The sequence below is a fragment of the Aquabacterium commune genome, from assembly GCF_004362855.1.
GTDB classification, from domain to species: Bacteria; Pseudomonadota; Gammaproteobacteria; order Burkholderiales; family Burkholderiaceae_C; genus Aquabacterium; species Aquabacterium commune.
Genome location: NZ_SNXW01000005.1, coordinates 131,178 through 156,321, shown reverse-complemented (window position 1 = coordinate 156,321; position 25,144 = coordinate 131,178). Strand labels below are relative to the sequence as shown.

Annotated in this window: 19 protein-coding genes; 5 read left to right on the top strand and 14 right to left on the bottom strand. The window is 63.5% G+C overall.

Annotated features, from left to right (window positions below; translation table 11 throughout):
• Positions 1-6 precede the first annotated feature (6 nt).
• From dmpE to EV672_RS10385, 4 genes are all read right to left on the bottom strand, one after another.
• The gene (gene dmpE, locus EV672_RS10400; RefSeq protein WP_133608931.1) at positions 7-804 is read right to left on the bottom strand and encodes a 2-oxopent-4-enoate hydratase; all 798 of its coding nucleotides are present in this window, start codon (positions 802-804) and stop codon (positions 7-9) included.
• 23 nt (positions 805-827) lie between these two features.
• The gene (locus tag EV672_RS10395) at positions 828-2,288 is read right to left on the bottom strand and encodes a 2-hydroxymuconic semialdehyde dehydrogenase (RefSeq protein WP_133608929.1); all 1,461 of its coding nucleotides are present in this window, start codon (positions 2,286-2,288) and stop codon (positions 828-830) included.
• A 29-nt stretch (positions 2,289-2,317) separates the two neighbouring features.
• Positions 2,318-3,253: a catechol 2,3-dioxygenase gene (locus EV672_RS10390; RefSeq protein WP_133608927.1), complete on the bottom strand. Its 936-nt coding sequence runs from the start codon at positions 3,251-3,253 to the stop codon at positions 2,318-2,320.
• A gap of 176 nt (positions 3,254-3,429) precedes the next feature.
• Positions 3,430-3,663, bottom strand: coding sequence for an ATP-binding protein (locus EV672_RS10385; RefSeq protein WP_133608925.1), 234 nt, complete (start codon positions 3,661-3,663; stop codon positions 3,430-3,432).
• Positions 3,664-3,857: 194 nt separating this feature from the next.
• Here EV672_RS10385 and EV672_RS10380 point away from each other — a divergent pair, with 194 nt between their 5' ends.
• The 4 genes from EV672_RS10380 (at position 3,858) to yjjJ (ending at position 8,570) form a co-directional block, all read left to right on the top strand.
• Positions 3,858-4,364, top strand: coding sequence for a hypothetical protein (locus EV672_RS10380; RefSeq protein WP_133608923.1), 507 nt, complete (start codon positions 3,858-3,860; stop codon positions 4,362-4,364).
• 23 nt (positions 4,365-4,387) lie between these two features.
• Positions 4,388-5,572 (top strand): aminotransferase class I/II-fold pyridoxal phosphate-dependent enzyme, encoded by a 1,185-nt coding sequence (locus EV672_RS10375; RefSeq protein WP_133608921.1) that lies wholly within the window; start codon positions 4,388-4,390, stop codon positions 5,570-5,572.
• Between the two features lie 31 nt (positions 5,573-5,603).
• Positions 5,604-7,037, top strand: coding sequence for a TAXI family TRAP transporter solute-binding subunit (locus EV672_RS10370; RefSeq protein ID WP_133609133.1), 1,434 nt, complete (start codon positions 5,604-5,606; stop codon positions 7,035-7,037).
• A 129-nt stretch (positions 7,038-7,166) separates the two neighbouring features.
• Entirely contained in the window at positions 7,167-8,570 is a 1,404-nt protein-coding gene (gene yjjJ / locus EV672_RS10365) for a type II toxin-antitoxin system HipA family toxin YjjJ (RefSeq protein WP_133608919.1), read from the top strand.
• A 466-nt stretch (positions 8,571-9,036) separates the two neighbouring features.
• On the opposite strand, the gene EV672_RS10360 is transcribed toward yjjJ, so the two are convergent.
• From EV672_RS10360 to EV672_RS10355, 3 genes are read right to left on the bottom strand one after another with little or no spacing between them, the layout of a single operon-like run.
• Positions 9,037-10,176, bottom strand: coding sequence for a protein NO VEIN domain-containing protein (locus EV672_RS10360; RefSeq protein ID WP_243738619.1), 1,140 nt, complete (start codon positions 10,174-10,176; stop codon positions 9,037-9,039).
• Positions 10,177-10,190: 14 nt separating this feature from the next.
• Positions 10,191-10,334 carry a hypothetical protein gene (locus EV672_RS18705; RefSeq protein WP_166643535.1) on the bottom strand — a complete coding sequence of 48 codons (144 nt, stop codon included), beginning with the start codon at positions 10,332-10,334 and terminating at the stop codon, positions 10,191-10,193.
• 7 nt (positions 10,335-10,341) lie between these two features.
• Positions 10,342-11,028 (bottom strand): S24 family peptidase, encoded by a 687-nt coding sequence (locus tag EV672_RS10355; protein ID WP_133608917.1) that lies wholly within the window; start codon positions 11,026-11,028, stop codon positions 10,342-10,344.
• 186 nt (positions 11,029-11,214) lie between these two features.
• On the opposite strand from EV672_RS10355, the gene EV672_RS10350 reads away from it, so the two are divergent.
• On the top strand, positions 11,215-11,853 hold the full coding sequence (locus EV672_RS10350) for a DUF6515 family protein (RefSeq protein ID WP_133608915.1): 639 nt from the start codon (positions 11,215-11,217) through the stop codon (positions 11,851-11,853).
• 311 nt (positions 11,854-12,164) lie between these two features.
• Here the strand turns inward: EV672_RS10350 and EV672_RS10345 are convergent, their stop codons facing one another.
• The 7 genes from EV672_RS10345 to dnaN form a co-directional block, all read right to left on the bottom strand.
• A complete protein-coding gene (locus EV672_RS10345; protein WP_133608913.1) occupies positions 12,165-13,325 on the bottom strand; it encodes a Wadjet anti-phage system protein JetD domain-containing protein in 1,161 nt (386 codons plus the stop codon).
• Positions 13,318-16,971 carry an SbcC/MukB-like Walker B domain-containing protein gene (locus EV672_RS10340; RefSeq protein WP_133608911.1) on the bottom strand — a complete coding sequence of 1,218 codons (3,654 nt, stop codon included), beginning with the start codon at positions 16,969-16,971 and terminating at the stop codon, positions 13,318-13,320. The genes EV672_RS10345 and EV672_RS10340 overlap by 8 nt, the downstream gene beginning before the upstream one ends.
• Complete coding sequence (locus EV672_RS10335; RefSeq protein WP_133608909.1) at positions 16,968-17,690, bottom strand: DUF4194 domain-containing protein; 723 nt, start codon at positions 17,688-17,690, stop codon at positions 16,968-16,970. The genes EV672_RS10340 and EV672_RS10335 overlap by 4 nt, the downstream gene beginning before the upstream one ends.
• Before the next feature lie 4 nt (positions 17,691-17,694).
• On the bottom strand, positions 17,695-19,137 hold the full coding sequence (locus EV672_RS10330) for a Wadjet anti-phage system protein JetA family protein (RefSeq protein WP_133608907.1): 1,443 nt from the start codon (positions 19,135-19,137) through the stop codon (positions 17,695-17,697).
• An 11-nt stretch (positions 19,138-19,148) separates the two neighbouring features.
• Positions 19,149-20,243, bottom strand: coding sequence for a protein adenylyltransferase Fic (fic, locus tag EV672_RS10325; protein WP_133608905.1), 1,095 nt, complete (start codon positions 20,241-20,243; stop codon positions 19,149-19,151).
• A gap of 876 nt (positions 20,244-21,119) precedes the next feature.
• A complete protein-coding gene (gene gyrB / locus EV672_RS10320; RefSeq protein WP_133608903.1) occupies positions 21,120-23,675 on the bottom strand; it encodes a DNA topoisomerase (ATP-hydrolyzing) subunit B in 2,556 nt (851 codons plus the stop codon).
• A gap of 137 nt (positions 23,676-23,812) precedes the next feature.
• Positions 23,813-24,943, bottom strand: a complete 1,131-nt coding sequence (dnaN, locus tag EV672_RS10315) for a DNA polymerase III subunit beta (RefSeq protein WP_133608901.1) — start codon at positions 24,941-24,943, stop codon at positions 23,813-23,815.
• Positions 24,944-25,144: the final 201 nt, after the last annotated feature.

Genomic DNA, 25,144 nt, shown 5'->3' with positions numbered 1-25,144 from the left:
CGGCGCTCACAGGGCGCTCCTTCCATGGAAACGGGCACGGCAGGTGCCCAGGCCACCGACGGTGCAGACCAGCTCGTCGCCCTCGGTCACAGGCACCAGGGCCGATTGCGAGCCCGACAAGATCACCTCGCCGGCGCGGAAGGGCAGGCCCAGGCGGCCCAGGGTGTTGGCCAGCCAGACCACCGCGTTCACCGGCGAGCCCTGCACCGCGGCACCCACGCCGGTCGAATGCAGCTCGCCGTTCTTGTGCAGCACCATGCCGGCCAGGGTGAGGTCCAGCTTGCGCGGGTCGCCCTTGACGTCGCCCAGCAGGAAGACGCCGCACGAGGCGTTGTCCGCCACCGTGTCCTGGATCTGGATGTTCCAGTCCTGGATGCGCGAGTCCACGATCTCGAAGCAGGGCGTCACGTAGTCGGTCGCGTACAGCACATCGGCCGCCGTGATGCCCGGGCCGATCAGGTCGCGCTTGAGCACGAAGGCCAGCTCGGCCTCGGCCTTGGGCTGGATCAGCGTGTTCAGGTCCACGCCGTCGGATTCGCTGCGCACCATGCTGGAAGTGAGTTGGCCGAAGTCGGGCTCGAACACGCCCAGGAAGTCCTGCACGGGCTTGCTGGTCACGCCGATCTTCTTGCCGACGATGGTCTCGCCGGCCTCGACGCGGCGGGCCACGTAGCGCGACTGGATGGCGTAGGCATCGGCCAGGGTGATGTCGGGCGACTGCTCGCGCAGCGGCCGCATGACACGGCGCTCGCGCCACGCCTGGAACAGCGCGTCGCCGTGCCGCTCGATGGTTGGGATGTCCATGGTCAGGGCTTTCAGGGCTGGGTTCAAAGCTTGATGCAGATGTTGCGCAGGTCGGTGTAGAACTCCAGCGAGTGCACCCCGCCTTCGCGACCGATGCCCGATTGCTTGGAGCCGCCAAACGGCGTGCGCAGGTCGCGCAGGAACCAGCTGTTGACCCAGGTGATGCCCACCTCGACCGCGGCCGCCATGCGGTGGGCGCGGGTCAGGTTCTGCGTCCAGATCGTGGTGGACAGGCCATAGCGGTTGGCATTGGCCAGGCCGACGACCTCTTCCTCGCTGTCGAAGGGGCGGATGTGGCAGCAGGGCCCGAAGATCTCCTCGCGCACCACGGCCGCCGTTTCGGGCAGGCCGGTCCAGATGGTCGGCTGCACCCAGGCGCCACCGGCCAGCTCGCCCGACATCTCCGGCACGCCGCCGCCGGTCACCACCGTGGCGCCCTCTTCCACCGCCTTGGCGTAGTAGGACATCACCTTGCGCTTGTGCTCCTGGCTGATCAGCGGGCCGTAGTTCGAGCCCTCGTCGCTGGGGCGGCCGTACTTGACGGCTTCGCAACGCGCCTTCAACGCCGAAACGAACTTGTCGAACAGCGGGCGCTCCACATAGACGCGCTCGGTGCCCAGGCAGACCTGGCCGGTGTTCATGAAGGCCGAGCGGAAGATGCCTTCCACCGCGTCGTCGAAGTTGGCGTCGGCGAACACGATGCCGGCGTTCTTGCCGCCCAGCTCGAAAGACACGTCGCGGATGCCATGGGCCGCCGCCTTCATGATGGCCGCGCCCGTGCGCGTCTCGCCGGTGAAGGTGATGGCGTCCACGTCTTCGTGGCTGGTGATGAACTCGCCCGCGGCGTCCGGCCCGAAGCCGTGCACCACGTTGTAAACGCCCGGGGGCACGCCCACGGCGTTCATGACCTCGCCCAGCAAGGCGGCGGTGGCCGGCGTTTCTTCCGAGGGCTTGACGACCACGGTGTTGCCGCAGGCCAGCGCCGGGCCGACCTTCCAGGTCATCAGCAGGAAGGGCGCGTTCCAGGGGCTGATCACGCCGATCACGCCCTTGGGCTTGCGGATGGCGTAGTTGATCGCACCGCGGCCATCCGGCGTGTCCATCTGGAAGGCCTCGGTCGGCACGTTCTTCATCAGGTCGGCGAAGACCTTGAAGTTCGCCGCACCGCGCGGCACGAAGGCGTGCGCGATGACGTGGTGGGGCTGGCCGGTGTCGGCCTCTTCGGCAGCGACGAAATCATCGAAACGCTTCGTGATGCCATCGGCCACGGCGTGCAGCATGGCCATGCGCTTGTCCACCGTCATGCGGCCCCAGTCGCCCTTCAGGGCGGCGCGGGCGGCGGCCACGGCGGCATCGACCTCGGGGCGGCCGGCTTCGGCCACCTGGTAGAGCGGCAGGTTGGTGAGCGGGCTGAGCTTGTCGAACACGCGCTGGCTGCGCGCGGGCACGAACTCGCCGTGGATGAAATTCAGGATTTGTTTCATGGGGATGTCTTTGCGCAGCGCTTCGGCCCTCAGCTGACGACGCCGAGGAAGCTTTCGTGGAGGGTGCCGGTGGGGTAGTCCAGGCCATGGCCGAACTCGTCGAACGTCCAGGTGATGGGCTCCCAATCGGGGTAGGGCTCGTAGCCGCCGGCGAAGGTCTCGAAGCGGTTGCCCGACGGGTCCCAGGCGTAGATGGTTTCGCCGCGGGTCACGCCGTGCCGCGTGGGGCCCATGTCGATGGGCACGCGGTTCATGCCCATGATGTCGCTGGCGCGCTGCACGCGCTCCCACGAGTTCAGGCGGAAGGAGACGTGGTGCAGCTTGCCCGGGTTGGGGTGCTCGACGAAGGCGATGTCGTGCGTCTTGTTGGAGCACGACAGGAAGATGCCGACCTCGGGCTCACCGGCCTCGACCGGGCCCAGGATGCGCTCGACCAGACGGAAGCCCAGCACCTCGGTGAAGAGGGCCTTCACGGCGGCCACGTTGGGCCCGTAGAGCAGGCAGTGGTCGAAGCGCACCGGGGCCATGCCGTGCTCGGCGTCGGGGCCCCAAGGCGGCGGGTTCTTCAGGCCCAGGCCATTGCCCACGTGCGCCTTCTCGGCAAACAGCTCGAACTCGTGGCCCGAGGGCAGCGTGAAGCGCAGGCGCTCGCCGGTCTCCAGCATCTCGCCGGCGGGGATGCGGCGGGTGGCCACGCCCCGCGCATTCAGGTCACGCTCGAACTGGTCCAGCGAGGCGGCGTCCAGCACGCGGTAGCCCACGAAGTCCACGCCGGCGCTGTCGGCCTGGCGCAGCACGATGCTGTTGTGGTCGCGCTCGTCCCAGGCTTTGAAATAGACACGGCCTTGTGCGTCCTCGCCTGTCTCGACCAGGCCGATGACGTCCCGGTAAAACTTGCGGCTGACTTGGATGTCCAGGACGCGCAGCTGCGCATGTCCTGCCCTCATGACGCCGGTGATGGCCATGTGTGTCTCCTGTGGGTGCCTGGGCCATGGTTGCCCGTTGGTGGGTGGTGCACTTCGGTGCATTGCCGTGAACCATACCGAAGCCTGCACGGCGCCTCCAATACCATCGGCGACCATGACCGATACCACTTGGGTATGTCGGGCTGCGGCTGCTGGCATGCCCTCTTGACAAGGCCTCAGCGGGGTGGAGTCGAGCGGACCATCCGGATCACATCGAAAGGGCAGACCACCGCGCACTGGGCACATCCCGTGCAATGCGAGGGGTCATGCAGCTCGGCCTGCTTGGGGCCCCAGCCCCGAGGGCCTTGCGCCTGCAGCCACAGCACCTTGGGCGGGCAGGCCGCCACACAGCGGCCGCACGCGGTGCAGCGCTCGGTGTCGATGTGGGGCAGGGCGACAGGGGCAGGCACAGCCTTTCAGAATGTAGGCGAAATCACGCCATTTCGGCCCCTGTTGCAAAGACACGCCGAAAGCGATGAATGCCACGAAATTGGCGCAACTCTGCCCGCCCAAACGGGCCCGATGTCTGCATGATGGTCTCCAGTGACTTGCGCTGCCCGGCAAGGGCAGCCCCCTCGACACCGCTTCACCGGAGGATGGCACCATGAACTGGCTCGACAACGTTTCGTCGGACCTGGATCAACCGATCGCTGCGGCCTGCCTGATGCACGGCCACTGGTTGCACCCCCTCAACCCCTTCTCGGAACCGGTGATGTGCCGGGTCGTGATGGACGTGGCCGAACCCCGCGTGGTGGCCGCCCAGGTGATCGCACCTGGCCAGGTCCAGCACCTGGGCAGTGCCGAGCTGGAAGACCTCAACGCCGCCATGCTGGCCCAGGACGTCCACCGCAGCCCCGCGGCTTGGGGCATGAGCCCCTGCGCCAAGCTGCCCAGCTGGGCCCGCCCCAGCTTCAGCGAACGCCAGATCGAAGAACTGGAGCGCCTGCAGGGCTACCTGTCCGAGGCCGAAGACGAGGACATCGACAACGTGCTGCTGCTGCGCGACGACTTCCTGCGCGGCATTGGCATGAGCGACCACGACATGTACCGCGCCGTGCGCCAGCCCGAGCACGGCACGGCGCCACGCCGGGGCGGGCGCCTGGCCAGCTGAGGGGCGGGGCTAAACTGCCCCGCATGAAGGTTTCGCAACGCGCCCAGTCCATCACCCCTTTCCTGGCCATGGAGTTCGGCAAGCGGGCCGCCGAGCTCGAAGCCGCCGGCCACCGGGTGATCCGCTTCAACATCGGTGAGCCCGACTTCGGCGCGCCACCGGCCGTGCGCGCCGAACTGCAGCGCATCGCCGCCGACACGGCCCTGCCCTACACCGGCGCCCTCGGCCTGCCCGCCCTGCGCGAGGCCATCGCCGGCTTCTACCAACAGGCGCATGGCGTGCACGTGGCACCCGAGCGCGTCGTCGTGACCGCGGGGGCTTCGGCCGCGCTGCTGCTGCTCACCGCCGCGCTGGTGGACCCGGGCGACGAGGTGTTGGTGGGTGACCCGTCCTACCCCTGCAACCGGCAGTTCCTCAGCGGCTTTGGCGCCGACGTGCGCCTGGTGCCCACCGACGCGGCCTCGCGCTTCCAGCTCGACCTGGCCGCGGTGCAGCGCCACTGGTCGCCGCGCACGCGGGGCCTGATGGTGGCCACGCCCTCCAACCCCACCGGCACCTCGGTGCCACCTGCGGAGCTGGCCGCCATCTGCGACTGGGCCCGCGCGCACGGTGCCTGGCGCATCATCGACGAGATCTACCTCAACCTCAGCGACGCCCAAGCCGACGGCCGCCCCGCGCCCACCGTGCTGGCCACCGACCCCGGCGCCTGCGTGATCAACAGCTTCTCCAAGTACTTCGGCATGACGGGCTGGCGCCTGGGCTGGGCCGTGGTGCCCGAGGCCCTCGTGCCCGCCCTGGAGCGGCTGGCGCAGAACTACTACATCTGCGCCCCCACCCCGGCGCAAATGGCCGCACTGGCCTGCTTCACGCCCGAATCCATCGCCGTGTGCGAGGACCGCAAGCGCGAGTTCGCCGAACGCCGCGCCCTGGTGCTGCAAGGCCTGCGCGACATCGGCCTGCGCGTGCCGGTGGCCCCCGACGGCGCCTTCTACGCCTACATCGACGTCAGCGGCACCGGCCTGGACGCCATGGCCTTTTGCGAACAAGCCCTGCAACAAGCCCACGTGGCGCTGACGCCGGGGCAGGACTTCGGCTTCTGCAGCGCGGCCTCGCACGTGCGGCTGTCGTACGCGGCCTCGCGCGCCGACCTGCAAGAAGGCCTGGCCCGACTGGGCCGCTTCGTTGCCGCGAGGCGCGACCATGGCTGAGCCCCGCAGCCCCGAACACCGCACCACGCCGATGCGCCGCACCAGGCTGGCCTTGCAAGGCTGGCTGCTGTCGGTGCGCGACATGCTCACCTCGGCCGGCCCCGTGCTGCTGCTGGCCGCCGGCCTGCTGGTGGGCGCCTACGTGTGGCTGGACCCGCAGCCCCCGCGCAGCGTCACGCTGGCCACCGGGCCCGCGGGCAGCGCCTACGCCGAGTTCGGCCAACGCTATGCCCAGGCCCTGAAGCAAGACGGCATCCGCGTGGAGCTGCTGCACACCGACGGCCCCGCCGCCAGCCTGCAGGCCCTGCGAGACGGCGACGCCGACGTGGCCTTCGTGCGCGGCGGCAGCAGCCAGGCCGGTGATGCCGATGCCGCAAACAACAACGACGCCGACGCCGGCATCATGTCCCTCGGCGCGCTGTTCTACGAGCCGCTGTGGGTCTTCTACCGCCCCGGCGCCGTCAACGTGGCTTCGGCCAAGGGCGGCTCGGCAAAAGCTCCCGCCCAAGCGCCCGTCAAGGCCCCCGCCCCCGACGTCCGCCTGACCTCGCTGACCCAGCTCCAGGGCCTGCGCATCAACCTCGACCAGCCCGGCAGCGGCGTGCCCGAGCTCATGCAGCGCCTGCTGCAAGCCAACGGCCTGGGCCCCGACACCTTCACCGCCAGCAACCTGCCGCCCGACGCCGCCACCGAGGCCCTGCTGGCCGGCCAGATCGACGCCCTGGTGCTGATGACCGCGCCCGAGTCCCCCGCCGTGCAACGCCTGCTGCGCCAAAGCGGCGTGGCCCTGGCCGACCTGCCCCAGGCCGACGCCCTGGCGCGGCGCTTCCCCTTCCTGCAAACCGTCACGCTGCCGCGCGGCATGGTGGACCTCGCCCGCGACCTGCCCCCCGACGACATCGGCCTGCTGACCACCACCACCGCCTTGCTCACCCACGAAGACACCCACCCCGCCTTGCGCCAGCTGTTTGCGCAAACCGCGCAAAAGCTCCACGGCGGCGCCGGCTGGTTCAACGGCGTGCGCGACTTCCCCAACACCCGCACCAGCGAGCTGCCCGTCAGCCCCGAAGGTGACCGCGCCATCAACGGCACGCCGCCCTTCTGGCAACGCCACCTGCCCTTCTGGGCCAGCAACCTGCTGGAGCGCATGTGGCTGGTCATCGGCGGCCTGATCGTGCTGCTGCTGCCCCTGTCGCGCGTGGTGCCGCCGCTCTATACCTACCGCGTGCGCCAGCGCGTCTTCCGCTGGTACGCGCGGCTGCGCGCCGTCGAGGCCCGCCTGGACGAAGGCGAAACCAACGCCAGCGAGTTGCTCGACGAGCTCGACGAACTCGACCGCGTCGCCAGCCAGATCACCGTGCCCCTGGCCCACGCCGACGAGCTCTACGCCCTGCGCAACAACATCGAAGGCGCGCGCAGGCGCTTGCTGGCACGGCGTGACCAGGCCCCTGCTTTCGTTTCATGATTCGTTTCAGGTTTTGTTTCGTCGCTGGGCAAAAAAGACCTGGCATGGCGCCTAAGCGGTTGATTGGATTGAAGATCTGACCAAAACGTGGCGCACCGGCGGGGGCTCGAATTCGTTACACTGAACGCCATGAGTGCCGACACCCTGATCGCCTTCCTCCGACAGCAGGCCAACCGGCCAGGGGGCACGGCGCGCGTGCCGGCCGGGCGCGTCCTGGAGGGCCTGGGCATCAGCCGCCCCACGCTGATGCGGGCGGTGCAAGACGCGGGCGACCAGGTCATCGCCATGGGCCAGACGCGCCGGCGCGCCTACGCTGCGCGACGCCCCCTGCGCGGCCAATGGGCGCCCCTGCCGGTGTTCCAGGTCGACGAACAAGGTGAGCCCCGCCAGATCGGCCGCCTGCACCTGGCCCACGGGCACGGCTGCTGGCTGGAGGGCGACCCAGGCTGGCCACAAGCCCCCGACGACCCCGCCGCACAAGGCGGCTGGCACGAAGGCCTGCCCTGCCCCCTGCAGGACATGCGCCCCGAAGGCTTCCTGGGCCGAGCCTTTGCGCGCGCCCACGCCGCCTTGCTGCAGGTTCCCGAAGACCCACGCGAATGGTCTGACGACGACACCCTGCACGCCCTCTCGCTGCTGGGCAGCGACGCCCCGGGCAACCTCATCGTGGGCGAAGCCGCCTACCAGCGCTGGGCCGCGCAACGCCTGACTGCCGAAAGCCGGGCCACGCCCCAGGCCGAGCGCGCCACCACCTGGCTGCAACGCGCCGCCGACGCCATGCAAACGGGCCACGCCGGCTCGAGCGCCGCGGGCGAGTTCCCCAAATTCACGGCGTCCGTGCAGCGAGCCGAAGGCGGCACCCAGCACGTGCTGGTCAAGTTCTCCGGGCTGGACGACTCCCCTGGCTCAGGCCGCTGGGCCGACCTGCTCGTGTGCGAACACCTCGCGCTGGAGGCCCTGCAGCAACTCGGTGTGCCCGCCGCGCGCTCGCGCATCCTGCAAACCGGTGGACGCACCTTCCTGGAGGTGGACCGCTTTGACCGCCACGGCGCCCACGGCCGCTCGCCCGTGTGCTCGTGGCAGGCCGTGGGCGACACCTTGCTGGGCGACACCAGCGGCCCCTGGCCTGAAGCGGGCCGCCGCCTGCGCCAGCGCGGCCTGATCGCCAAAACCGACGACGCCAGCCTGCGCACGCTGGGCCTGCTGTGGCACTTCGGCCGCTTCATCCAGAACACCGACATGCACCCCGGCAACCTGGCCTTCGTGCCCGTGGACGGGCGCTTTCAGGTGGCCCCCGCCTACGACATGCTGCCCATGCACCACGCCCCCGTGCGCGGGGTGGAGCTGCCCAGCCGAGGCTTCGACGTCTCCCTGCCCCTGCCCGACAGCTTCGACGTCGCGCGCCCCGCCGCCGCAGCAGCGAGTGCCTTCTGGCAACGCAGCAGCCAGGACGAACGCATCGGCGCCGGCTTTCGGGACGTGTGCGCCCGCAACGCCGAGGCGCTGGAGCGCTTGCGGCGGGTGATGGGCTGAACACTGAAGGGCCGACGTCGGCCCTTGCTGGGGCGGCTTCGGCGCGGGCGGTGACGTTCGCGGCACTTTGAGGGGCGACGAATGCGCGCTGAGTGCCGTGATCGTCGGTCGGGATCTCAGCCGATGGGATGTCGGGGGGCGACCGCGCCCCTTTTTGGGGCGTTCACCTCGCTGCGGGTGCCGGTGAATGCGCCGCAAGCGACGACGACGGTGCTGGAAGGGGCGTGGTTTGCGCTGCGTCAGGCCTCGGAGGTGATGGGAAGTGCCGACAGCGGCGGATCAAGCGCCGACGCCCGCGGTGGGCAGGCAGAATGCCGGCGAAAGCAGCCAGCAAAGCGGAGGCGAGTTGAGCACCGACCAGCGGCCAGGCGAATCACAGGCGTGGCTGAACGCCCTGGTGCAGCGAGAATTCTGACGCATGAGCAGCACCAAACAGGACGTCCTCCAAGCCTTCGAGCGCATGCGTTCAAAAGGTAGCTCGGAAGGTCGATGGATCAAGGTGGCAGTGCTGCTCAATCGCACCTGGCAGTTCAAAGAACTTGGGTGCCGTCCGGAAGTGGTACAGGCGATAAAGCCTGAACCTGTCCGATACCTCCTTTGCGAACGCCACCTCGTTTGACGACACAAAGAACGGTGTCGCCGCATCATGGGCCGTGGTCTTGACCTCGATGAAACGCTCGCGGCCATCCGTCTCGAAAGACAGCACGTCATACCCAAGACCATCACCTTGAGTCTCAGCGACATGCTCGACCCGGTCTGCCAACCGGCCGACACCGAGTTGGGCCAAGCGCCACTGTTCAAACTGGACGATGAAGCGTTCGCCCGCCGTGCCGAGTGATCGATTGCGACTCTCACGTTCGAAGTAGTCGCGCTTGACACCACGCCTCACATAGTCAGATCGTGCTTCCTCCACACGATGCTGTCGCTTCGGTGGTCCGGTCAGAAGGCTCTTGAACGCCACAGACTCTGGAACGTCGGCAGGGCGGTCAACGGCCAGTTCTGCGGCCTTGTCCAAAAGAGGCAAATGGGCCACCTGTTCGGCCACAACATCTACCAGGCCTTCACGTTGAAAATTGACGCGAGGCTTGTATCCGGGAACAGAGGGGTAGCCCAACTCAATCATCACTGCGCTGATGTTGGCTCGCTTGAACTCGATGGAGCCTTTGCTGCGATCGCTCAGGCGTGGCACCAAGTTTCTTGCACGCTCCGCCTTGTTGTAGGTCTGACCTGCCAGCTCCTTCATGAGCATCTCAAGGTAGTCGGCCACGATCAAAACGTTCTCGTGCCTAGTCCACGCACGCTCTTTGCTGGACGCCTGATGTGCATCCACATCCACCAAATCAAACCCCAAGCCCTTCAGTATCCTGACGACCGTGGCTTGTCCGCCTGAAAAGTCTTGCGGTCGCAACGGACCTTGTTCCGGGAACTGCACACCATAGGCCGCGCCAATGATCGCCTTGGAGTCGCAGGCCTGGCCTGTGACTGGGTGCCGGACGAAGAAGTCCCGTGCAAAGCCAAATCGATACTTCTCCAAAAAAGCTTCACGGCCGATCAGGACGAACTCCTCCAAAGCGGTTTCTACAGCCCACCGGGTCAGCTTGTTCAAGCTTGCTGTCATCGTCACGCCACCACCATCAACCATTCAGCAATCACGCTCAAGGCGTCCACATCGTTGGGCTGCACGGTCATCACCTCAAAGCCCACCCCATCACTTTCCGGCACCAACTCAATCCTCTCGTGCCGCCAAGTGCCATCCGCATCCACCACCTTCTCACTCCGATACCGCTTGACGGTGCAGCTGCCCCCCCGTCTCCGGGTCGCTGATGCTGCGGTGCTGCACCACCACGATCTTGCCGTTGCGCGTGCCTTGCGGGTTGGCCCTGAACAGGCACCAGGCCCCGTTGGGGATGCGCTTGTTCATCGACTCGCCCACCACCTGGGCCACGAACAGGCCGGGCTGGGGCTTCACCCATTCGGGCTGCTCCACCCACTCGGTGGCGCCATCTTCCAGGGCTTGTGGGTCACGAGCTGGTCGTCGTCCACGAAGAACACGGTGCAGCGCGCGGCGTTGATCACTTCCTTGACCTGGTTTTCGCCGAGGTTGGGCGCCTTCTGTCTCACCCGCCTTGCCGCCGAGGCGGGCCCAGACGATGCCGTCCTTCTCGCTGAAGCGGGCCTGCGACCACTGCTTGAGTTCGATGATGACCAGCTTGGGTGTGGCAGCTTCATCTTCCCCCGTCAAAAGCACGTCGATGCGTTTGGAGGTCTGCGGCACGGTGTATTCCAACGCCACGGCCATGTCGTCGGGGATGGCATCGTCTTTCAGCACCTCCCCCACTTCGAACAGCGAGGGCTGACGGCCCGTGCTGCGCAGGTACTGCTGCGACAGCACAAACTCGATGTCGTTCTGAAACGTATCTTCAATGAACTGACGTTTGTTGGCCTGGTAAACGATCACCGCAACTTCTCCCTGCGCGCCAGGGTAATCGAATTCGTTGGCGCATCTGCCAGTTCGCACTTCCTCCGAAAGGCTGAGCGCAGCCCCTCAACAGCATCGCAAAACTTTGCCTTGCCGACCCAGCCAACGCAGTGCGCGATCACTACCATCTGAACGTCGGCCACACCGACACGAAGGAGTGATGCCATGCGATGCCGTTCGACCCTCTTGTGTGCCGTGCTCGGGGCCCTGGCCCTGGCACATGCGCCTGCACACGCTGACCGCCGCCATGGCGACCACCGCCGCGGTGGCGACCCCTGGCGCTTCGATCCGCGCTACAGCCACAACCACTACTACCCCTCGGTGGGCTACGTGGCCTACGGCCTGCCTGGCGGCAGCCTGAGCATCGCATTCGGCACCGGCCACCTGTTCTTCAACAGCGGGGTGTGGTTCCGTCCCTATGCCGACCGCTACGTGGTGATCGCGCCACCCGTGGGCGTCCTGGTGCCGGTGTTGCCACCCGATTGCGTGACGGTCTGGGTCGGCAACACCATGTACTACTACCTCAACGGTGCCTACTACCTGCCCGCACCGGGCCGAGGCTTCGCCGTGGTGGCGCCGCCGCCCAGCGTCGAAACCGCGCAAGCCAATGTGCCCGCGCCGATCAAGCCTCCGCCCACGCCCGTCATCTACCCGCGCAACGGACAGTCACCCGCGCAAACCGAGGGTGACCGCCAGGAGTGCAACCGCTGGGCCGCCACGCAACAAGCCGCCTTGCTGGACGCCGATGTGTTCCAGCGGGCCGTCGCGGCTTGCATGGACGGGAGGGGATACACGGTGCGTTGACGCCCAGGTGCAAGGCACACGGACACGCACTCTGTCACGGCGCGTAGAACTGGGCGGGACTTTCACTTGTTCGTCCGCTTGACCTGTTTCTCGACCCGTAGGGCGCCAAAGTCAATGCGACAGCATGTCATTGCAAATCAAACACTTAGCAGCGGCCGCGACATAGCCAAGAAACTCAAAGCGACACAAGTTGATACGACTGACCTACTCCGCGCCAAAGTTATGGCACCAAGAGGAATGTATGCCGCAATTGTAGTCATTCAGGGGAAAAATTGCTGAAACCTTGCCGGCATCAGCCGTTCGCATGCTGTTCATGCACGGACCACATAGCTCTCCTGGTCAGCAAATTGTTGTGATTGGCGCATCAGCGGCAGCAATACGTTGTCTGCATAGGTGCATCCCGTGATGCCTGGGTCAATCTGGCCTGACTTCTCGGCGGCTTCTGGTGGATGGCCTTGTCGATGCGACAAGATGTCTGCCAATGGCGCATAGCCAGTCTCCCACGCACATGCTTGGGGGAAGCCATCTCTCAACCTGGCCAAGATCTGCATCCCTGCGAAATCAAGGTCTCCAAAAAAGAAGACGGACATCTCGGCATTATCGAAAAGCCAGCGCGCTGCCCGCTCCAAAGCGGCCTGGGTCGGCGCCGCAGATTGGCGGGAGTAGATGCGGCATCCTTGTGGGTGGCGCAGTCGCTTGGCCCCTGCTTTGAAGCCGGCGGCATAGACCAGTGCCATGTGGGCCCAGTCCGCTTGCCGGTGGTCGGCCATGCGCTCGAAGGTGACGAGATTTTCTACAAACAGTACAGCGTCAAAATTTTCTGGCTCTTCAGGGAACGCCATAAGCAATTGGATCGGTGCTTCAAATAGCTGGCCTGACGCAGCACCTAGCAGTCGGAGCAACTCTTCCCGATGATCCAATATTTTGGATCGAGCATGAAATACGCGCGCAGAGGCCTCTCGAAGCGGCATAGTCTGACCAGATACGCACAGTGCATGCAGCGCGAGCAAGCAATCGGCGGCCTCATGCAGGGGCCAGCCCTCCAGGGCGCGCAGAGGGCTCTTGGACAAGTAGTCCAGCAGGTCCGCTTGTACGCTGTTGCCCGGGCCACCAAACGCACCGCTGAGTTCGATATATTGAATCAACTGCCGATGCCAGGCGTCGGCTCGACGTTGATACCCGCACCAGGCGGCAAGGGCTTCAAAATCGAGCAAGACCAAATGAGGATCGCGATCTGTAAAGCCCGCAAAGTCGCGCGGCTTGCCAAGGTCCAGCGTCGTCCAACCAAGGGCGCAAAGCGTTTCCAGCTTGAGCACCACAGCCTGTTGAGAATCGGCATCAATGTGTCCGTATAGCTCCGGCGCGTGCTTGCGGTCGAGCTTGAGTTTGATCCCCTGTTCGTTGCCAGTACGTTCAGCCTTGTCCAGCAGCGCTCTCGCAAGACGCAAGAGGAAGAGATCGGGATCAGGCATCAGGTGCCTCCGTACCTGATTGCGCAGCCAGGTAGTCTCGTTTGGCTGCTGCACGGGCCTGCTCCGCATGGTGTCGCCACAGTGTGCTCAAGGCATCTCGTTTGAGCGTTTTCTCCTGAACCTCGCTGACGAACAATTCTTTGCCATCACGCGAGGCCAGCACCTTAGAGAACGTGAACTCTTTGTCAAACTCGGGCTTGACCGCGCCGGACTTCGAGGTGGGCATGGCCACAATCAGCTGTAAGCCCAATGTGCCTGACAGGAACTGCAACACATTGCGTGAGCGTGACTCGTCCATTTTCGAGAAAGCTTCGTCTGACAGCATGAGGCGCAATGCGGGTGCACCTTGGCGTTCGCGGCCAAAATGCCCAAGGGCGTGCGCCAGCACGGCCGATCGAACGACATAGAACGGCGTCTCCAGCTCACCGCCGGAACCTGTTCCCCAAGTGGACAGCCTGGTCTGCCCCACAGGGCTGTGCCTGATGATGTCGTAGCGCCGATAGTTGCGATAGTCAGCCAGCTCTTTGAGTGCCCGCTCAGAGGCACCTTGGTCGTTGGCCAACAGCAGCTTACGTATCTCGTGCGCGGTGTCGCGGTGGGCCTCGCCCAGGCGGGGCGAGTCAAACAGGGATACCTGGTCTTTTTCGAAGGTGTCGGCCAGGCTTTCTACCACCTCGAAGAAGTCGTAGACCTTTTGCAGACGCGGGATCCAGTCCCAGTCCAGCGCGTAGGTGTCCGTGCCAAACTGGATGTTGCGCAATTCGCGGTTGAGCTTTTGCAGGGTGGATGCGCCTTGGCGTATCTGGTCTCGCACTTTGAAGCAAAAGCTGCTGGTAAAGACCTCATTGAAGCGTCGCTCGCCCTCTGCCAGATGCTGTTTGTTTTCGGCCAGCCCTATGGCGCGTTGACGGTGCAATTGCTCTGCGACGTTTTGCAGCAGGGTCTGCAAGGTGCTGAGGATGTCTTCGAGTTTGTCGTGACCCTTGTCGTGGCTGCGTGGCGGTTCAACGAAAGCAAAGCGTTCCTGCTCCTGACGGGCGCCCACCAGGTAGGACTGCACCTGGGTGTTGAGCTCACGCAAAGACACGGGCAGCACACTGTTCATGCTGCTGATGCGTTGGCGCATGGCGTCTGGGCTGGTGTCAGGATCTTCAGCCAATACCTGGGCCTCGTTCAACAACTGGCGCTCGGTGGCTTGACCGGGGGCGCCTTGCACAAAGCGGCTTGCCCAGACCGTGGCGTTCAACTGCTCATCTTGCAAGGCCGGCAAGCGATTTTGCAGGGCCTGTTGCCGCAGTTGCAAATCGCCCAGCTTGCTGTTGGCCGCGCCAATGGCCTGTTGCTCTTTGTCATGTTCGTCCTGATGCTCCTGGATGCGTGTTTGGAGTGCTTGTTGCTCTTTCTCCAGTTCGGCAATGGAGCTGAGGTCCAGTGTGGACAGCGTGCGAGCCGAGTCTGCGTACTGAAGCTGAGCAGTCAGCACGTCTTGCATCAAGGGCGCAAGCGGGGTGAAAGGCGCGCCGACGAACAGGCGATGAATAGCATTGAGTGATTGCTTGAGGCTGTCAATCGACGTGATGCCACGGTCAAGGCGAGTGAGTTCTGCTTCGCACCAGGCGATGCGCCGCTGGCGCGATGCTTGCCCGAAGACAAGCTCACGCTCATCCATGCGACAAGAAAACATGCCGTAGCCTCGGCTGCCCACGCCTTCGATCATCAGTCCTTGTGCCGTGCGGCTCAGTTCATCTTCGGTATCGACCTTGCGAACACGGCCGTATTGAGCCATCAGGAAGGCCTTGGCTACGGGGTGGGTGCAAATCAGTTCATGCATGACGGCATTGGATTCAAGGCGGCGGCCTTCTGTGTCCTCCATGGCCTTGCTGCCCTGCACAACCTTGGCAGACCGATGTGGGAACTGCTTCTTGACCAGCCGAGTGCAATGAGCCTCTGTACCGGCTTTCACAATGATTGAAAAGCGGTCTGCATTCATATAGCCCTCAATGGCTTGTTGCCATGACGGCGCACCCTTTGTATCTCGCGGCTCAACCAGTTCGGCCAGCAGATGAGCCTGAGCATGAGGAGCATCGCGCCTGAGCATCTCCAATGCGGCGATGATTTCTGGACGTGCAGACGATTGACCTTTTTGCAGCAACCGAAGCTCAGCCTCCCGCTGTGTTTGCTCGTCCTGAAGTTGCCGCTGTTGATGGTGCAGATCACCCAGTGCCGTGCTTACCACACTGGTCAGCGATTCATCGTGCCCCTGGATGCCTTGTCGAAGTCGGTCCAGGTCCGCATCAAAGGCTTCAAGGTCGAACGCAGGCAGTTCGGCGTTGAGCGCCACCTCGCTTTGCAAGAAGGTGTCTTGCATGGTTTGCCAAGCTGCCAACGTGGCTTGGCCAGATGGCCGCAGTGCGTCAACGGCCTGGGCGAGCAAAGGCATTTGGCCGAGGTCCAACGCCAACAATTGGTTCAGGCTGCGCGCCAGGTCAGACATCGCCTTCGCGGCTTGGTGGATTTGCAGCCATCCTTTACGGAACTGCTCGGATTGGCGGGCGATGTCATCTTCCAACGTGCGCTTGCGCTGTGCTACATCGCTGTCTTTGAGGCGGTCCTCGATGGCACGCCATTGGCCATCCAACAGGATGCGCGTGTCATGCAACTGAGCCAGGCGTTCGTTGGCGGCGGCGTTGAGTTTGTTTTGTGCCGTGATCTGGCGTTGAACCGTTTCCAATTCAGACACCGCCTCCATAACGATGCGCTTCGCGTAGGCGATGGTGGTGAGCACAAAGCGCCGAGCCTGGCCAAGCACATGCTGGGCTGACTGTTCGACCTTTTCCAGGCGATCGATGTTCAACTGCAGTCGCTCGGCCTCGGCTTTGAGCCCGGCCATCGAGCGCATCAACTCGCGCATCTTGTCGAGGTCTTTGCTGAAATCATGGGGGTCCAGGATTTCATCGCGCACCAGGTCATTGACGTTGCCCAGCTCCTTGTAGGCCATGGCTTTGACCAGCGATTTGGCTGACCGGAATGCCTCGGGCTCGGACAATGAGGTCTTGCCCATCAGTGCGCCATACAAGTGGGTCAGGTAATTGGTCTTGTCTTCAAAGCGCTGAACCAGCTTGGCTTGCTGCTGCAGTTGCACATACAGTTCTTTGAGCGGCCAGGCCGATGCGGGCAATATGTCGCCTGCTGGACGCAGCAGTTGCGTCAGGCCCAAAGCCTGGCGGACGATGAAGAACTGGCTCTTGGACAGCATGGGCTTGCCGCCATCTTCGTGTGCCTCGACGCCGACCATGGCCGTGAAGGTGTTTTCTTGATCATCTTCCTTTGGCGAGGCCGTGAAGACCAAGGCCACATAACTGGTCGAGCGTTTGCGCAGGAACACGCCGTCAGCCTGTTGGCCCAAGGCATAGGCCTGCAAGGTGCGAGGCTCTTTGCCCCCTCGTCGGCTTTGGGTGGATTCATCCTGGCCGATGTTGAACTGCACCAGATGATGGTGTGCCGCCGTCAACAGCGTCTGGATGGCATCCAGCAAGGTGGACTTGCCCGATCCGGATTCGCCCGTCAGCAGCACGGTGTCGGCAAAGTCCCACTCGCGGCTGTCCAATGATCCCCATTGCCAGGTGATGAGCTTGGCGATCTTCATGGGCCGCCTTCGTTGTCGACGGGTGTGTCAGTGGCGGGCGATGGGGTTGGCTTTGGAGCACGGGCACGTCGGTTCTGCGCGGCCTGTTTGGCCAGCGCCAGGGCATCTTCCAGCGCCTCATCGCTCACAAAGCTCATGACAGGGCGCAACACGCCCAGCAGCATGTCCATGTGCCCGGCGTCGTCGCCTTCGTGGAAGCGCACGATGCGGTGCTTCTTGAGGTCGCGCAGCAAAGCCAGTCGTTCAGATGCGGACGCGGGCAACGCATGCCCCAGCAGTGACACCACGGCTTGCGAAAGCTCTTCCAGGCTGATGACCAATTGCTCGTCGATCAGCTCGCGTTTGCCGGTGAGCCCCTCGGTGTAGAGAAAGCGCAGGGCCACACAGGCCGCCACAAAGGTGGGGCTCAAACGCGCCTTGAGCTTTTTGACGCCATCGTCCTCGCCATCGCCAGTGCCCCCAGGGGGATACAGGCGGAACAGCATCGCATCCAGGTCATGGGTCAACACAAAGCCAATGGCGGCAAAGTATTCGCGCAGCAGTTGCTCGCATTGCACGGCTGCGTCATACGCTTGTGCCTCGGGTTTGGAATAGTCGCGCCAGAGCACGCCGCTGGCGAGCAATCGCCCGGCCAGCTCGGCAAAGTGATCTGGCTTGATGTTGCCCGCACCCTCAGTGCTCAGGCGGGCCTCCATGTAGTGTTGAAGCGACTGCAGCATCTGGTCAAGTTGGGTCAGTGTGCGAAGACAGGGCCGAGAGGTCGGCTTCTAGTTCAAAATTGTCGGCGGTGAAGAAGTCGTTTTCCACCCTGTCCCCACGTTTGCGGGCCGTCATGAAGCGTCGGCCTTCCGATGATCTGGCTGCACCAACGGCATGCAGGATGCGAACGGCGTCCACAGCGTTGTCGATGGGGAGCTGGTCCAGTGACAAGCGCCCGCCTGCGAGGTGAGGCAGCAGGCCAGAGAGCACATCCTGGTCACTGAATGCAAAGGCCTGTGCTTCCGCGCGCCGCATCAATGCCTCAATCCGACTGGCTTCGCTAACCTCCAAGGTACCCAACGGGGCGTGTTCGATTTCGCGGTCGCGGACGGTCCAGCGCATTCCTGCCCCGGGTAGCCTCACTTCGGTCGTTCCCAGTCGTGCGCACAGGGCTTCGAGCAGGTCACTTCGTTCATCTGCCTCACGCTCTTTGAGCCAGCTCATGGTGCGGCCCAGGGCAGATTCGGCACCATAGTCCAGTGAGAGCGCTTGCCGAAGCAGGCTGGTGAAGCGTCGGACATAGTTGTTCATCTCCGATCGCAACATGGGCAGCTTGAGATTGCAGGCTGCGTCCACCATGCTTTCCATGCGGTCACACAGCCACAGCGTGGGGCTGCGCCAGGTGGCGTGCGTTTCCAGCCAGACAGCTCGCTGAAGCAGGTGCTCATCGACCACGGCACGATCTTCTTGTGGCAAGGCTCTGGCCATGTCAAGCAACTCCATGAGTTGACCTCGGTGGCGCTCAGCCGAATCTGCCACCAGACGCACTGCATATTCCTTGGCAAATCGCTTGTCGATGAATTCATTGAATTCACCCCAAGCGATTTTTTGAGCCAAAGCTTCTCGCGTCAGGCTTTGAATGAGGCTGCGAAAGTACTCGATATCGTCTTGCAGATCTTGGACAACACGGGCGGCGAAGTCATAGGCATCGAGCAACTCGTCTGCATCTTGGCTGGCGACAAAGGCCGACAGCGCTTTTTTGGCGGAACGCATATTGCGCTGGCGGGTTTTGCCGCGAGAGTTGTCCAAGCTGGACAAGGCTTCCGACATGACTTTGCCAGCACGGGTCAGTTTGAGTGTGGGCTTGAGGTCGATGGGGTCCTTGTAGTCCTCCAGCCAACCGTGCTCCTTCAATTTGCGCAACAACTCATTGGCATACAGTCGCTCTTCGTCCGCTGTGGTGGTCCGTGCCATGTCGAACACCGAAGCACGAAGGAGAGGATCTGAGAGTGCCTGCAAGATGATGTTGAGGACCACATCGCGTGTCAGGGCTTCAGAGTAGTCCGCGTTGGGGCCATGTATCCGGTCAAAAAGATTTCTGAGTACGGTTGCGCAGCACTCCCTGTCTCCGTGTGTCAAAGGCCGAAAGAAGTGCTCTTGCGGGCCTGTGAAGAAGGGGTGCTGCATGGCGTGACCGTTCAATCCTGTTTGAGCAACTCGATGAAGCCGGGATTGAGGAACAGCTTCTCCCGCCCTAATTTGTGTTCTCGAAGGATACCAATGGCCACGAGTTGCTTGAGGTGCACGCTCGCCGTTTGCCGATGGCCCAGGCCCGCCTCGACCAGATGGCCAATGCGGCAATACGGCCGCACGAAGATCAGTTCGGCCAGCTCGCGGCTGTAGATCTGGGGTGCTTGCGTGCGAATGCGCTCGGCAGTCTCTTCGATCAGGGATCGCAGCGCCACGATCTTGCGTGTGGTCCAGCGTGCGGTCTCGGCCACGCCGCGCAGCATGTACAGAATCCACGGCTCCCAGGCGCCATCGGTGGTCACGGCCAACAGGCCGTTGTAGTAGTCAGCCTTGTTACGGATGATGTGACGGCTCAGGTACAGCACCGGGATGTCCAGCAGACCCTGATCGACCAGGTACAACAGGTTGAGCACACGCCCCGTGCGGCCATTGCCGTCCACAAAGGGGTGGATGGCTTCGAATTGATAGTGCCCGATGGCCATGCGCACCAATGGGTCCAGCGCATCGGTACCGGCCAGGGCGCCATGCATGAACTGCTCCCAATTGGCCAGCTTGTCGCGCAGCAGAGCTTCGCCTTCAGGCGGGGTGTAAATGGTCTCTCCACTGCGTTCGTTGCGCAAGGTGGTGCCAGGGGTCTTGCGGATGTCGAGTTCAACGCCTTTGATCGCCCGGCAGATCTGGACGGCCGTGTTGGTCGTCAGCGGGCGGTCTTTGAGTTGCTGAAAGCCTTGCCAGAGTGCGGCACGGTAGCGAAGCGCCTCTTTGGTCGCGGGGTCGGCTTCGGATTCGCTGGCGCCGTCGAACAGGAACATCTGGTCTGTCGTGGTGACGATGTTCTCGATCTCGCTGCTGGCCTGGGCTTCAAGCAGGGGGATGCTGTTGATCAGCACGCCCTGGTTGGGCACGAGCAGGCCGGCTGCCTTGACCTCGGCGACAGCGGCGCGAGCTTCAATACAAGCCTTGAGCACGGCGCGCGTTTCAATGTCTCCAGCAGGGGGCAGGTCAGGAAGCGTGTTGTACGGGGTTTGGGTGTCGAAGGCCATGTGTTGAAAAAGTGCATGTCATTCGACACATCCTTGGAACGTGTCGACGCGTTCAACATGTTGCCTCGATGTGTTGAAAAAGTCCACTATATTCGACATATAGAGGCGCCGAGGCGTTGTGGGCTCGGTCTTTTGAATGTTCGCAGCCCCCCACGAATGAAGGGCGATTCAGGATGCCAAAGCTACTTCGGTACTAGGCAGGTCACCTGGGACTATCGCGTCCAGTTGTCTCTGATGTGCCGCCCGACCTCATCGCTCAGCCCTTGCCATGAAGCAGTCTGATTCGTCACGTCCACCACGATGAGGCTGTCATTGCGATCCATTTTGGTCCAGACTCGTTTGAGTGCGTCCGCAGCAGAAAGCGGGGACTTTACGTACCAAAACGACTTCTGAACCTTTGCGCTCGCGCTCCTGATCGTGCGCGATCTTCAAGACCTGGGCCAACGTGCGAGGGCGTGGCTCAGCAGCCCAGCGAACAGCGATGAGGGAATCATTAGAGATGCGGCCGAGGGAGAAGGCGCGCAGCGCTAGTTTTTCGCTGCCAGTAGCGGTCATTTATCTGCCAGATTTTTTGAGATGGTCGAGCGATGAATGCTGGAATAGACCGGAGGGCACTCCAGTGCAGTCGTTCGAGCCACGTAGCTATAAGGCCTCAGCGACCGCAAACTGACCTAGGCCACTCACCTGCTTTGTAGGTGGCAACGGCAGCAACCGCTGCGGAACGCATATTCACGACTACCGGGCTTATCGCAACCACCCAGTTCGCTTCGCATGCCCAAAAGCAAAACGCCCGGTTTCCCGGGCGTTTTCATTATCTGTGTCAGCAGTTTTTCACTTACTTGGCACAGTTTCCACTTTCCGTGTCATCCGACAACATCACACGTCGATGTTCGCCGCCCGCAATGCATTGCTCTCGATGAACTCACGGCGGGGCTCCACCTCGTCGCCCATCAGCATCATGAAGACCTTGTCGGCCTCGATGGCGTCCTCGATCTGCACGCGCAACAGGCGGCGCACGGTCGGGTCCATCGTGGTCTCCCACAGCTGCGCAGGGTTCATCTCGCCCAGGCCCTTGTAGCGCTGGCGGCCCACGCTGTTCTCGGCCTGGGTGATGAGCCAGGCCATGGCGGCGCGGAAGTCCACCACCTTGTGTTCCTTGGCCTTCTCGCCTTCGCCGCGGCGCACCAGGGCGTCGGTCGTCAGCAGGCCGTTGAAGGTCGTGCCGGCCTTGGACAGCGCTTCGTAATCGGCGCCATGCACGAAGTCGGCATTGAGGATGCTGTACTTGGTGTTGCCGTGGAAGATGCGGCTGATGCGCAGGATCTGCTTGTCCGTGCGCGCATCGAGCTCGGCCGTGACCTCGGCGTTGTGCAGCGCGGCCTTCAGCGCCGCAGCGCTGGCCTCGGCGGCTTCCTGGGTGTCGAGGTTCAGCGTCAGGCCGTTGGCGATCGCGCGCAGGGCCTCGATGTCCATCCAGTTGCCCAGGCGCTCGACCACGCTGTTGGCGGTCACGTAGGCGCGGGCCAGCTCCTGCAGGGCCTCGCCGGTGATGGCGGGCTTACCCTGACCAGGCTCGACCACGGCGCCGTCCAGCGCCACCTTCATCAGGTACTCGTCCAGCGCGTGGGCGTCCTTGAGGTACTGCTCATTCTTGCCATGCTTGACCTTGTAGAGCGGCGGCTGGGCGATGTAGATGTGGCCTCGCTCGACCAGCTCCGGCATCTGGCGGAAGAAGAAGGTCAGCAACAGCGTGCGGATGTGGGCGCCGTCCACGTCCGCGTCGGTCATGATGATGATGCGGTGGTAGCGCAGCTTGTCCGGGTTGAAGTCATCACCCCCCGCGCCGCGGCCAATGCCGGTGCCGAGGGCCGTGATCAGCGTGAGGATTTCGTTGCTGGTCAGCAGCTTCTCGTAACGGGCCTTCTCGACGTTCAGGATCTTGCCGCGCAGGGGCAGGATGGCCTGGAACTTCCGGTCGCGGCCTTGCTTGGCCGAGCCACCTGCGGAGTCACCCTCCACGATGTAGATTTCGCACAGCGCCGGGTCTTTTTCCTGGCAGTCGGCCAGCTTCCCCGGCAGGCCCAGGCCGTCGAGCACACCCTTGCGGCGCGTCATTTCGCGGGCCTTGCGGGCAGCTTCGCGGGCGCGTGCCGCTTCCACGATCTTGCCGCAGATGATCTTGGCGTCGATCGGGTTCTCCAGCAACCAGTCGGTCAGCAGCCGGGAGACGATGTCTTCCACCGGCGCACGCACCTCGCTGGACACCAGCTTGTCCTTGGTCTGGCTGGAGAACTTGGGCTCCGGCACCTTCACCGACACCACACAGGCCAGGCCTTCGCGCATGTCGTCACCGGCGACTTCGACCTTGGCTTTCTTGGCCAGCTCGTTGTCTTCGATGTACTTGTTGATGACGCGGGTCATCGCGGCGCGCAGGCCGGTCAGGTGGGTGCCACCGTCCCGCTGGGGGATGTTGTTGGTGAAGCAGAGCACCGACTCGTTGTAGCTCTCGTTCCACTGCATGGCCACTTCCACGCCGACGTTGGTGCCCTGGTCGGACAGCTTGTCGCCTTGCGCGTGGAAGATGTTGGGGTTCAGGGTCGCCTTGCCCTTGTTGATGAACTCCACGAAGCCCTTGACGCCACCGGCGTAGGCGAAGTTGTCTTCCTTGTTGTTGCGCTCGTCGATCAGGCGGATCTTGACGCCGTTGTTCAGGAAGGACAGCTCGCGCAGGCGCTTGGCCAGGATGTCGTAGTGGTACTCGTTGTTCTCTTTGAAGATCTCGACGTCGGGCAGGAAGTGGACTTCCGTGCCGCGCTTGTCGGTGTCACCCGTGATGCGCATCGGGCTGGTCTCAACACCGTCGCGGATTTCGATCACGCGGTCCTGCGGCACGCCCTGCTTGAACTCGATGAAATGCGTCTTGCCATCGCGGCGCACCGTCAGGCGCAGCCACTTGCTCAGGCCGTTCACGCAGGACACGCCCACGCCGTGCAGGCCGCCCGAGACCTTGTAGCTGTTCTGATTGAACTTGCCGCCCGCGTGCAGTTCGGTCAGGGCGATTTCCGCGGCCGAGCGCTTGGGCTCGTGCTTGTCGTCCATCTTCACGCCGGTCGGGATGCCGCGGCCGTTGTCGGTCACCGAGATCGAGTTGTCGGTGTGGATGGTCACGACGATGTCGTCGCAATGGCCGGCCAGGGCTTCGTCAATGGAGTTGTCAACGACCTCGAACACGAGGTGGTGCAAGCCGGTGCCGTCCGACGTGTCGCCGATGTACATGCCAGGGCGCTTGCGCACCGCTTCCAGGCCTTCGAGGATCTGGATGCTGCCTTCGCCGTAGCCCGCCGAAATCTGAGCCTCGGTTTGCGGCACGGGAGCCTCAGGAGGCTGGTTCGGCTGCACGGGCTGTTGATCGGAGGAAGTGGCGTCGGTCATGGGTACAAGCGCTAGGTAGGGTGGGACCAGCGGTGGGGGCCCAGAATTGAAAAAGGTCCCGGCATGCAGACCATGCGGGACCCCCATTCTAGCCCCTGTGCGAAGGGGCCCCTCCAAGCTTGAGGCGGACCTGAAGCTCAGATGCGCATCGGCATCACGACGTACTTGAAGCCTTCGTACTCCGGGTTGGTGATCAGCGCCGAGGAGTTCGAATCCTGCAGCGAGACGGTCACCATGTCCTGGCCCATGTTGGCCAGCACGTCCATCAGGTAGCCGACGTTGAAGCCGATCTCGAAGCTGTCGCCACCGTAGTCGATGTCCAGCTCTTCCTTGGCCTCTTCCTGCTCGGCGTTGCTCGACGCGATGCCCAGGGTGCCTGGCGCGAAGTTCATGCGCACGCCCTTGAACTTCTCCGACGTCAGGATCGCCGCGCGCTGCAGCGAGGCCAGCAGGGTGGTGCGGCCCAAGGTGATGTGGTTTTTGTGGTTCTTGGGGATGACGCGGTTGTAGTCAGGGAACTTGCCCTCGACCAGCTTGGTCACGAATTCCAGGCCACCGAAGCTGAACTTGGCCTGGTTGCCGGCAAAGCGCATCTCGATGAGCTGCTCTTCTTCGCCGTCCTTGCCCTTGCCGTCGTCCTTGAGGAGCCGCTGGAGCTCCAGCACCGTCTTGCGGGGCAGGATGACCTCCTGCTTGGGCATTTCGACGTCCAGCGTGGCCTGGGACAGCGCCAGGCGGTGGCCGTCGGTGGCCACCAGCGTCAGGGTGTTGCCTTCGGCCACGAACAGGATGCCGTTGAGGTAGTAGCGGATGTCGTGCACCGCCATCGAGAAGTGCACCTGGCTGATGAGCAGCTTGAGCGTCTTCTGCGGGATGCTGAAGGCGGGACCGAAGTCGGCGGCTTCCTGCACCAGGGGGAAGTCTTCCGCGGGCAGGGTTTGCAGCGTGAAGCGGCTCTTGCCGCCTTGCAGCGTCAGCTTGTTCTGGTTGGCCGTGAGCGACACGGTCTGGTCGCTGGGCAGGCTTTTCAGGATGTCGCCCAGCTTCTTGGCGCCCACGGTGATGGCGTAGTTGCCTTCGTCACCGCCCAGTTGGGCCTGGGTGCGGATCTGGATTTCCAGGTCGCTGGTGATGAGTTCGAGCTCGGGACCGTTCTTGCGGATGAGCACGTTGGCCAGGATGGGCAGGGTGTGGCGTCTTTCCACAATTCCGCTCACGGACTGGAGCGCAGCAAGAATTTGTTCCTGGGCTGCTTTCAACACAATCATCTTAGTCTTTCAAATTAGTCGTTGTAGTAGAGAACGACGTTTTCTGTGAACAACGCTATTTTGTCCTGTTCCATCAAGGATTTACGCCAAGGACAAGCGTGTGGATCGTACCCGTGTTCGCGATGGGGCTCACAGACAACAACTTCTGAAAAATGCGTCTGCCTGTGGACAAGCACCTGCTTGTTCGATTGTTGTCCACAG

Bases quoted from the DNA above. Each gene is read 5' to 3' on its own strand.
- dmpE (WP_133608931.1), bottom strand. From the start codon at position 804: ATGGACATCCCAACCATCGAGCGGCACGGCGACGCGCTGTTCCAGGCG.
- yjjJ (WP_133608919.1), top strand. From the start codon at position 7,167: ATGAGTGCCGACACCCTGATCGCCTTCCTCCGACAGCAGGCCAACCGG.
- EV672_RS10380 (WP_133608923.1), top strand. From the start codon at position 3,858: ATGAACTGGCTCGACAACGTTTCGTCGGACCTGGATCAACCGATCGCT.
- EV672_RS10350 (WP_133608915.1), top strand. From the start codon at position 11,215: ATGCGATGCCGTTCGACCCTCTTGTGTGCCGTGCTCGGGGCCCTGGCC.
- EV672_RS10395 (WP_133608929.1), bottom strand. From the start codon at position 2,288: ATGAAACAAATCCTGAATTTCATCCACGGCGAGTTCGTGCCCGCGCGC.
- EV672_RS10335 (WP_133608909.1), bottom strand. From the start codon at position 17,690: ATGCTGCAGTCGCTTCAACACTACATGGAGGCCCGCCTGAGCACTGAG.
- gyrB (WP_133608903.1), bottom strand. From the start codon at position 23,675: ATGACCGACGCCACTTCCTCCGATCAACAGCCCGTGCAGCCGAACCAG.
- EV672_RS10375 (WP_133608921.1), top strand. From the start codon at position 4,388: ATGAAGGTTTCGCAACGCGCCCAGTCCATCACCCCTTTCCTGGCCATG.
- fic (WP_133608905.1), bottom strand. From the start codon at position 20,243: ATGGCCTTCGACACCCAAACCCCGTACAACACGCTTCCTGACCTGCCC.
- dnaN (WP_133608901.1), bottom strand. From the start codon at position 24,943: ATGATTGTGTTGAAAGCAGCCCAGGAACAAATTCTTGCTGCGCTCCAG.
- EV672_RS10340 (WP_133608911.1), bottom strand. From the start codon at position 16,971: ATGAAGATCGCCAAGCTCATCACCTGGCAATGGGGATCATTGGACAGC.
- EV672_RS10370 (WP_133609133.1), top strand. From the start codon at position 5,604: ATGCGCCGCACCAGGCTGGCCTTGCAAGGCTGGCTGCTGTCGGTGCGC.
- EV672_RS10330 (WP_133608907.1), bottom strand. From the start codon at position 19,137: ATGCAGCACCCCTTCTTCACAGGCCCGCAAGAGCACTTCTTTCGGCCT.
- EV672_RS10345 (WP_133608913.1), bottom strand. From the start codon at position 13,325: ATGCCTGATCCCGATCTCTTCCTCTTGCGTCTTGCGAGAGCGCTGCTG.
- EV672_RS10390 (WP_133608927.1), bottom strand. From the start codon at position 3,253: ATGGCCATCACCGGCGTCATGAGGGCAGGACATGCGCAGCTGCGCGTC.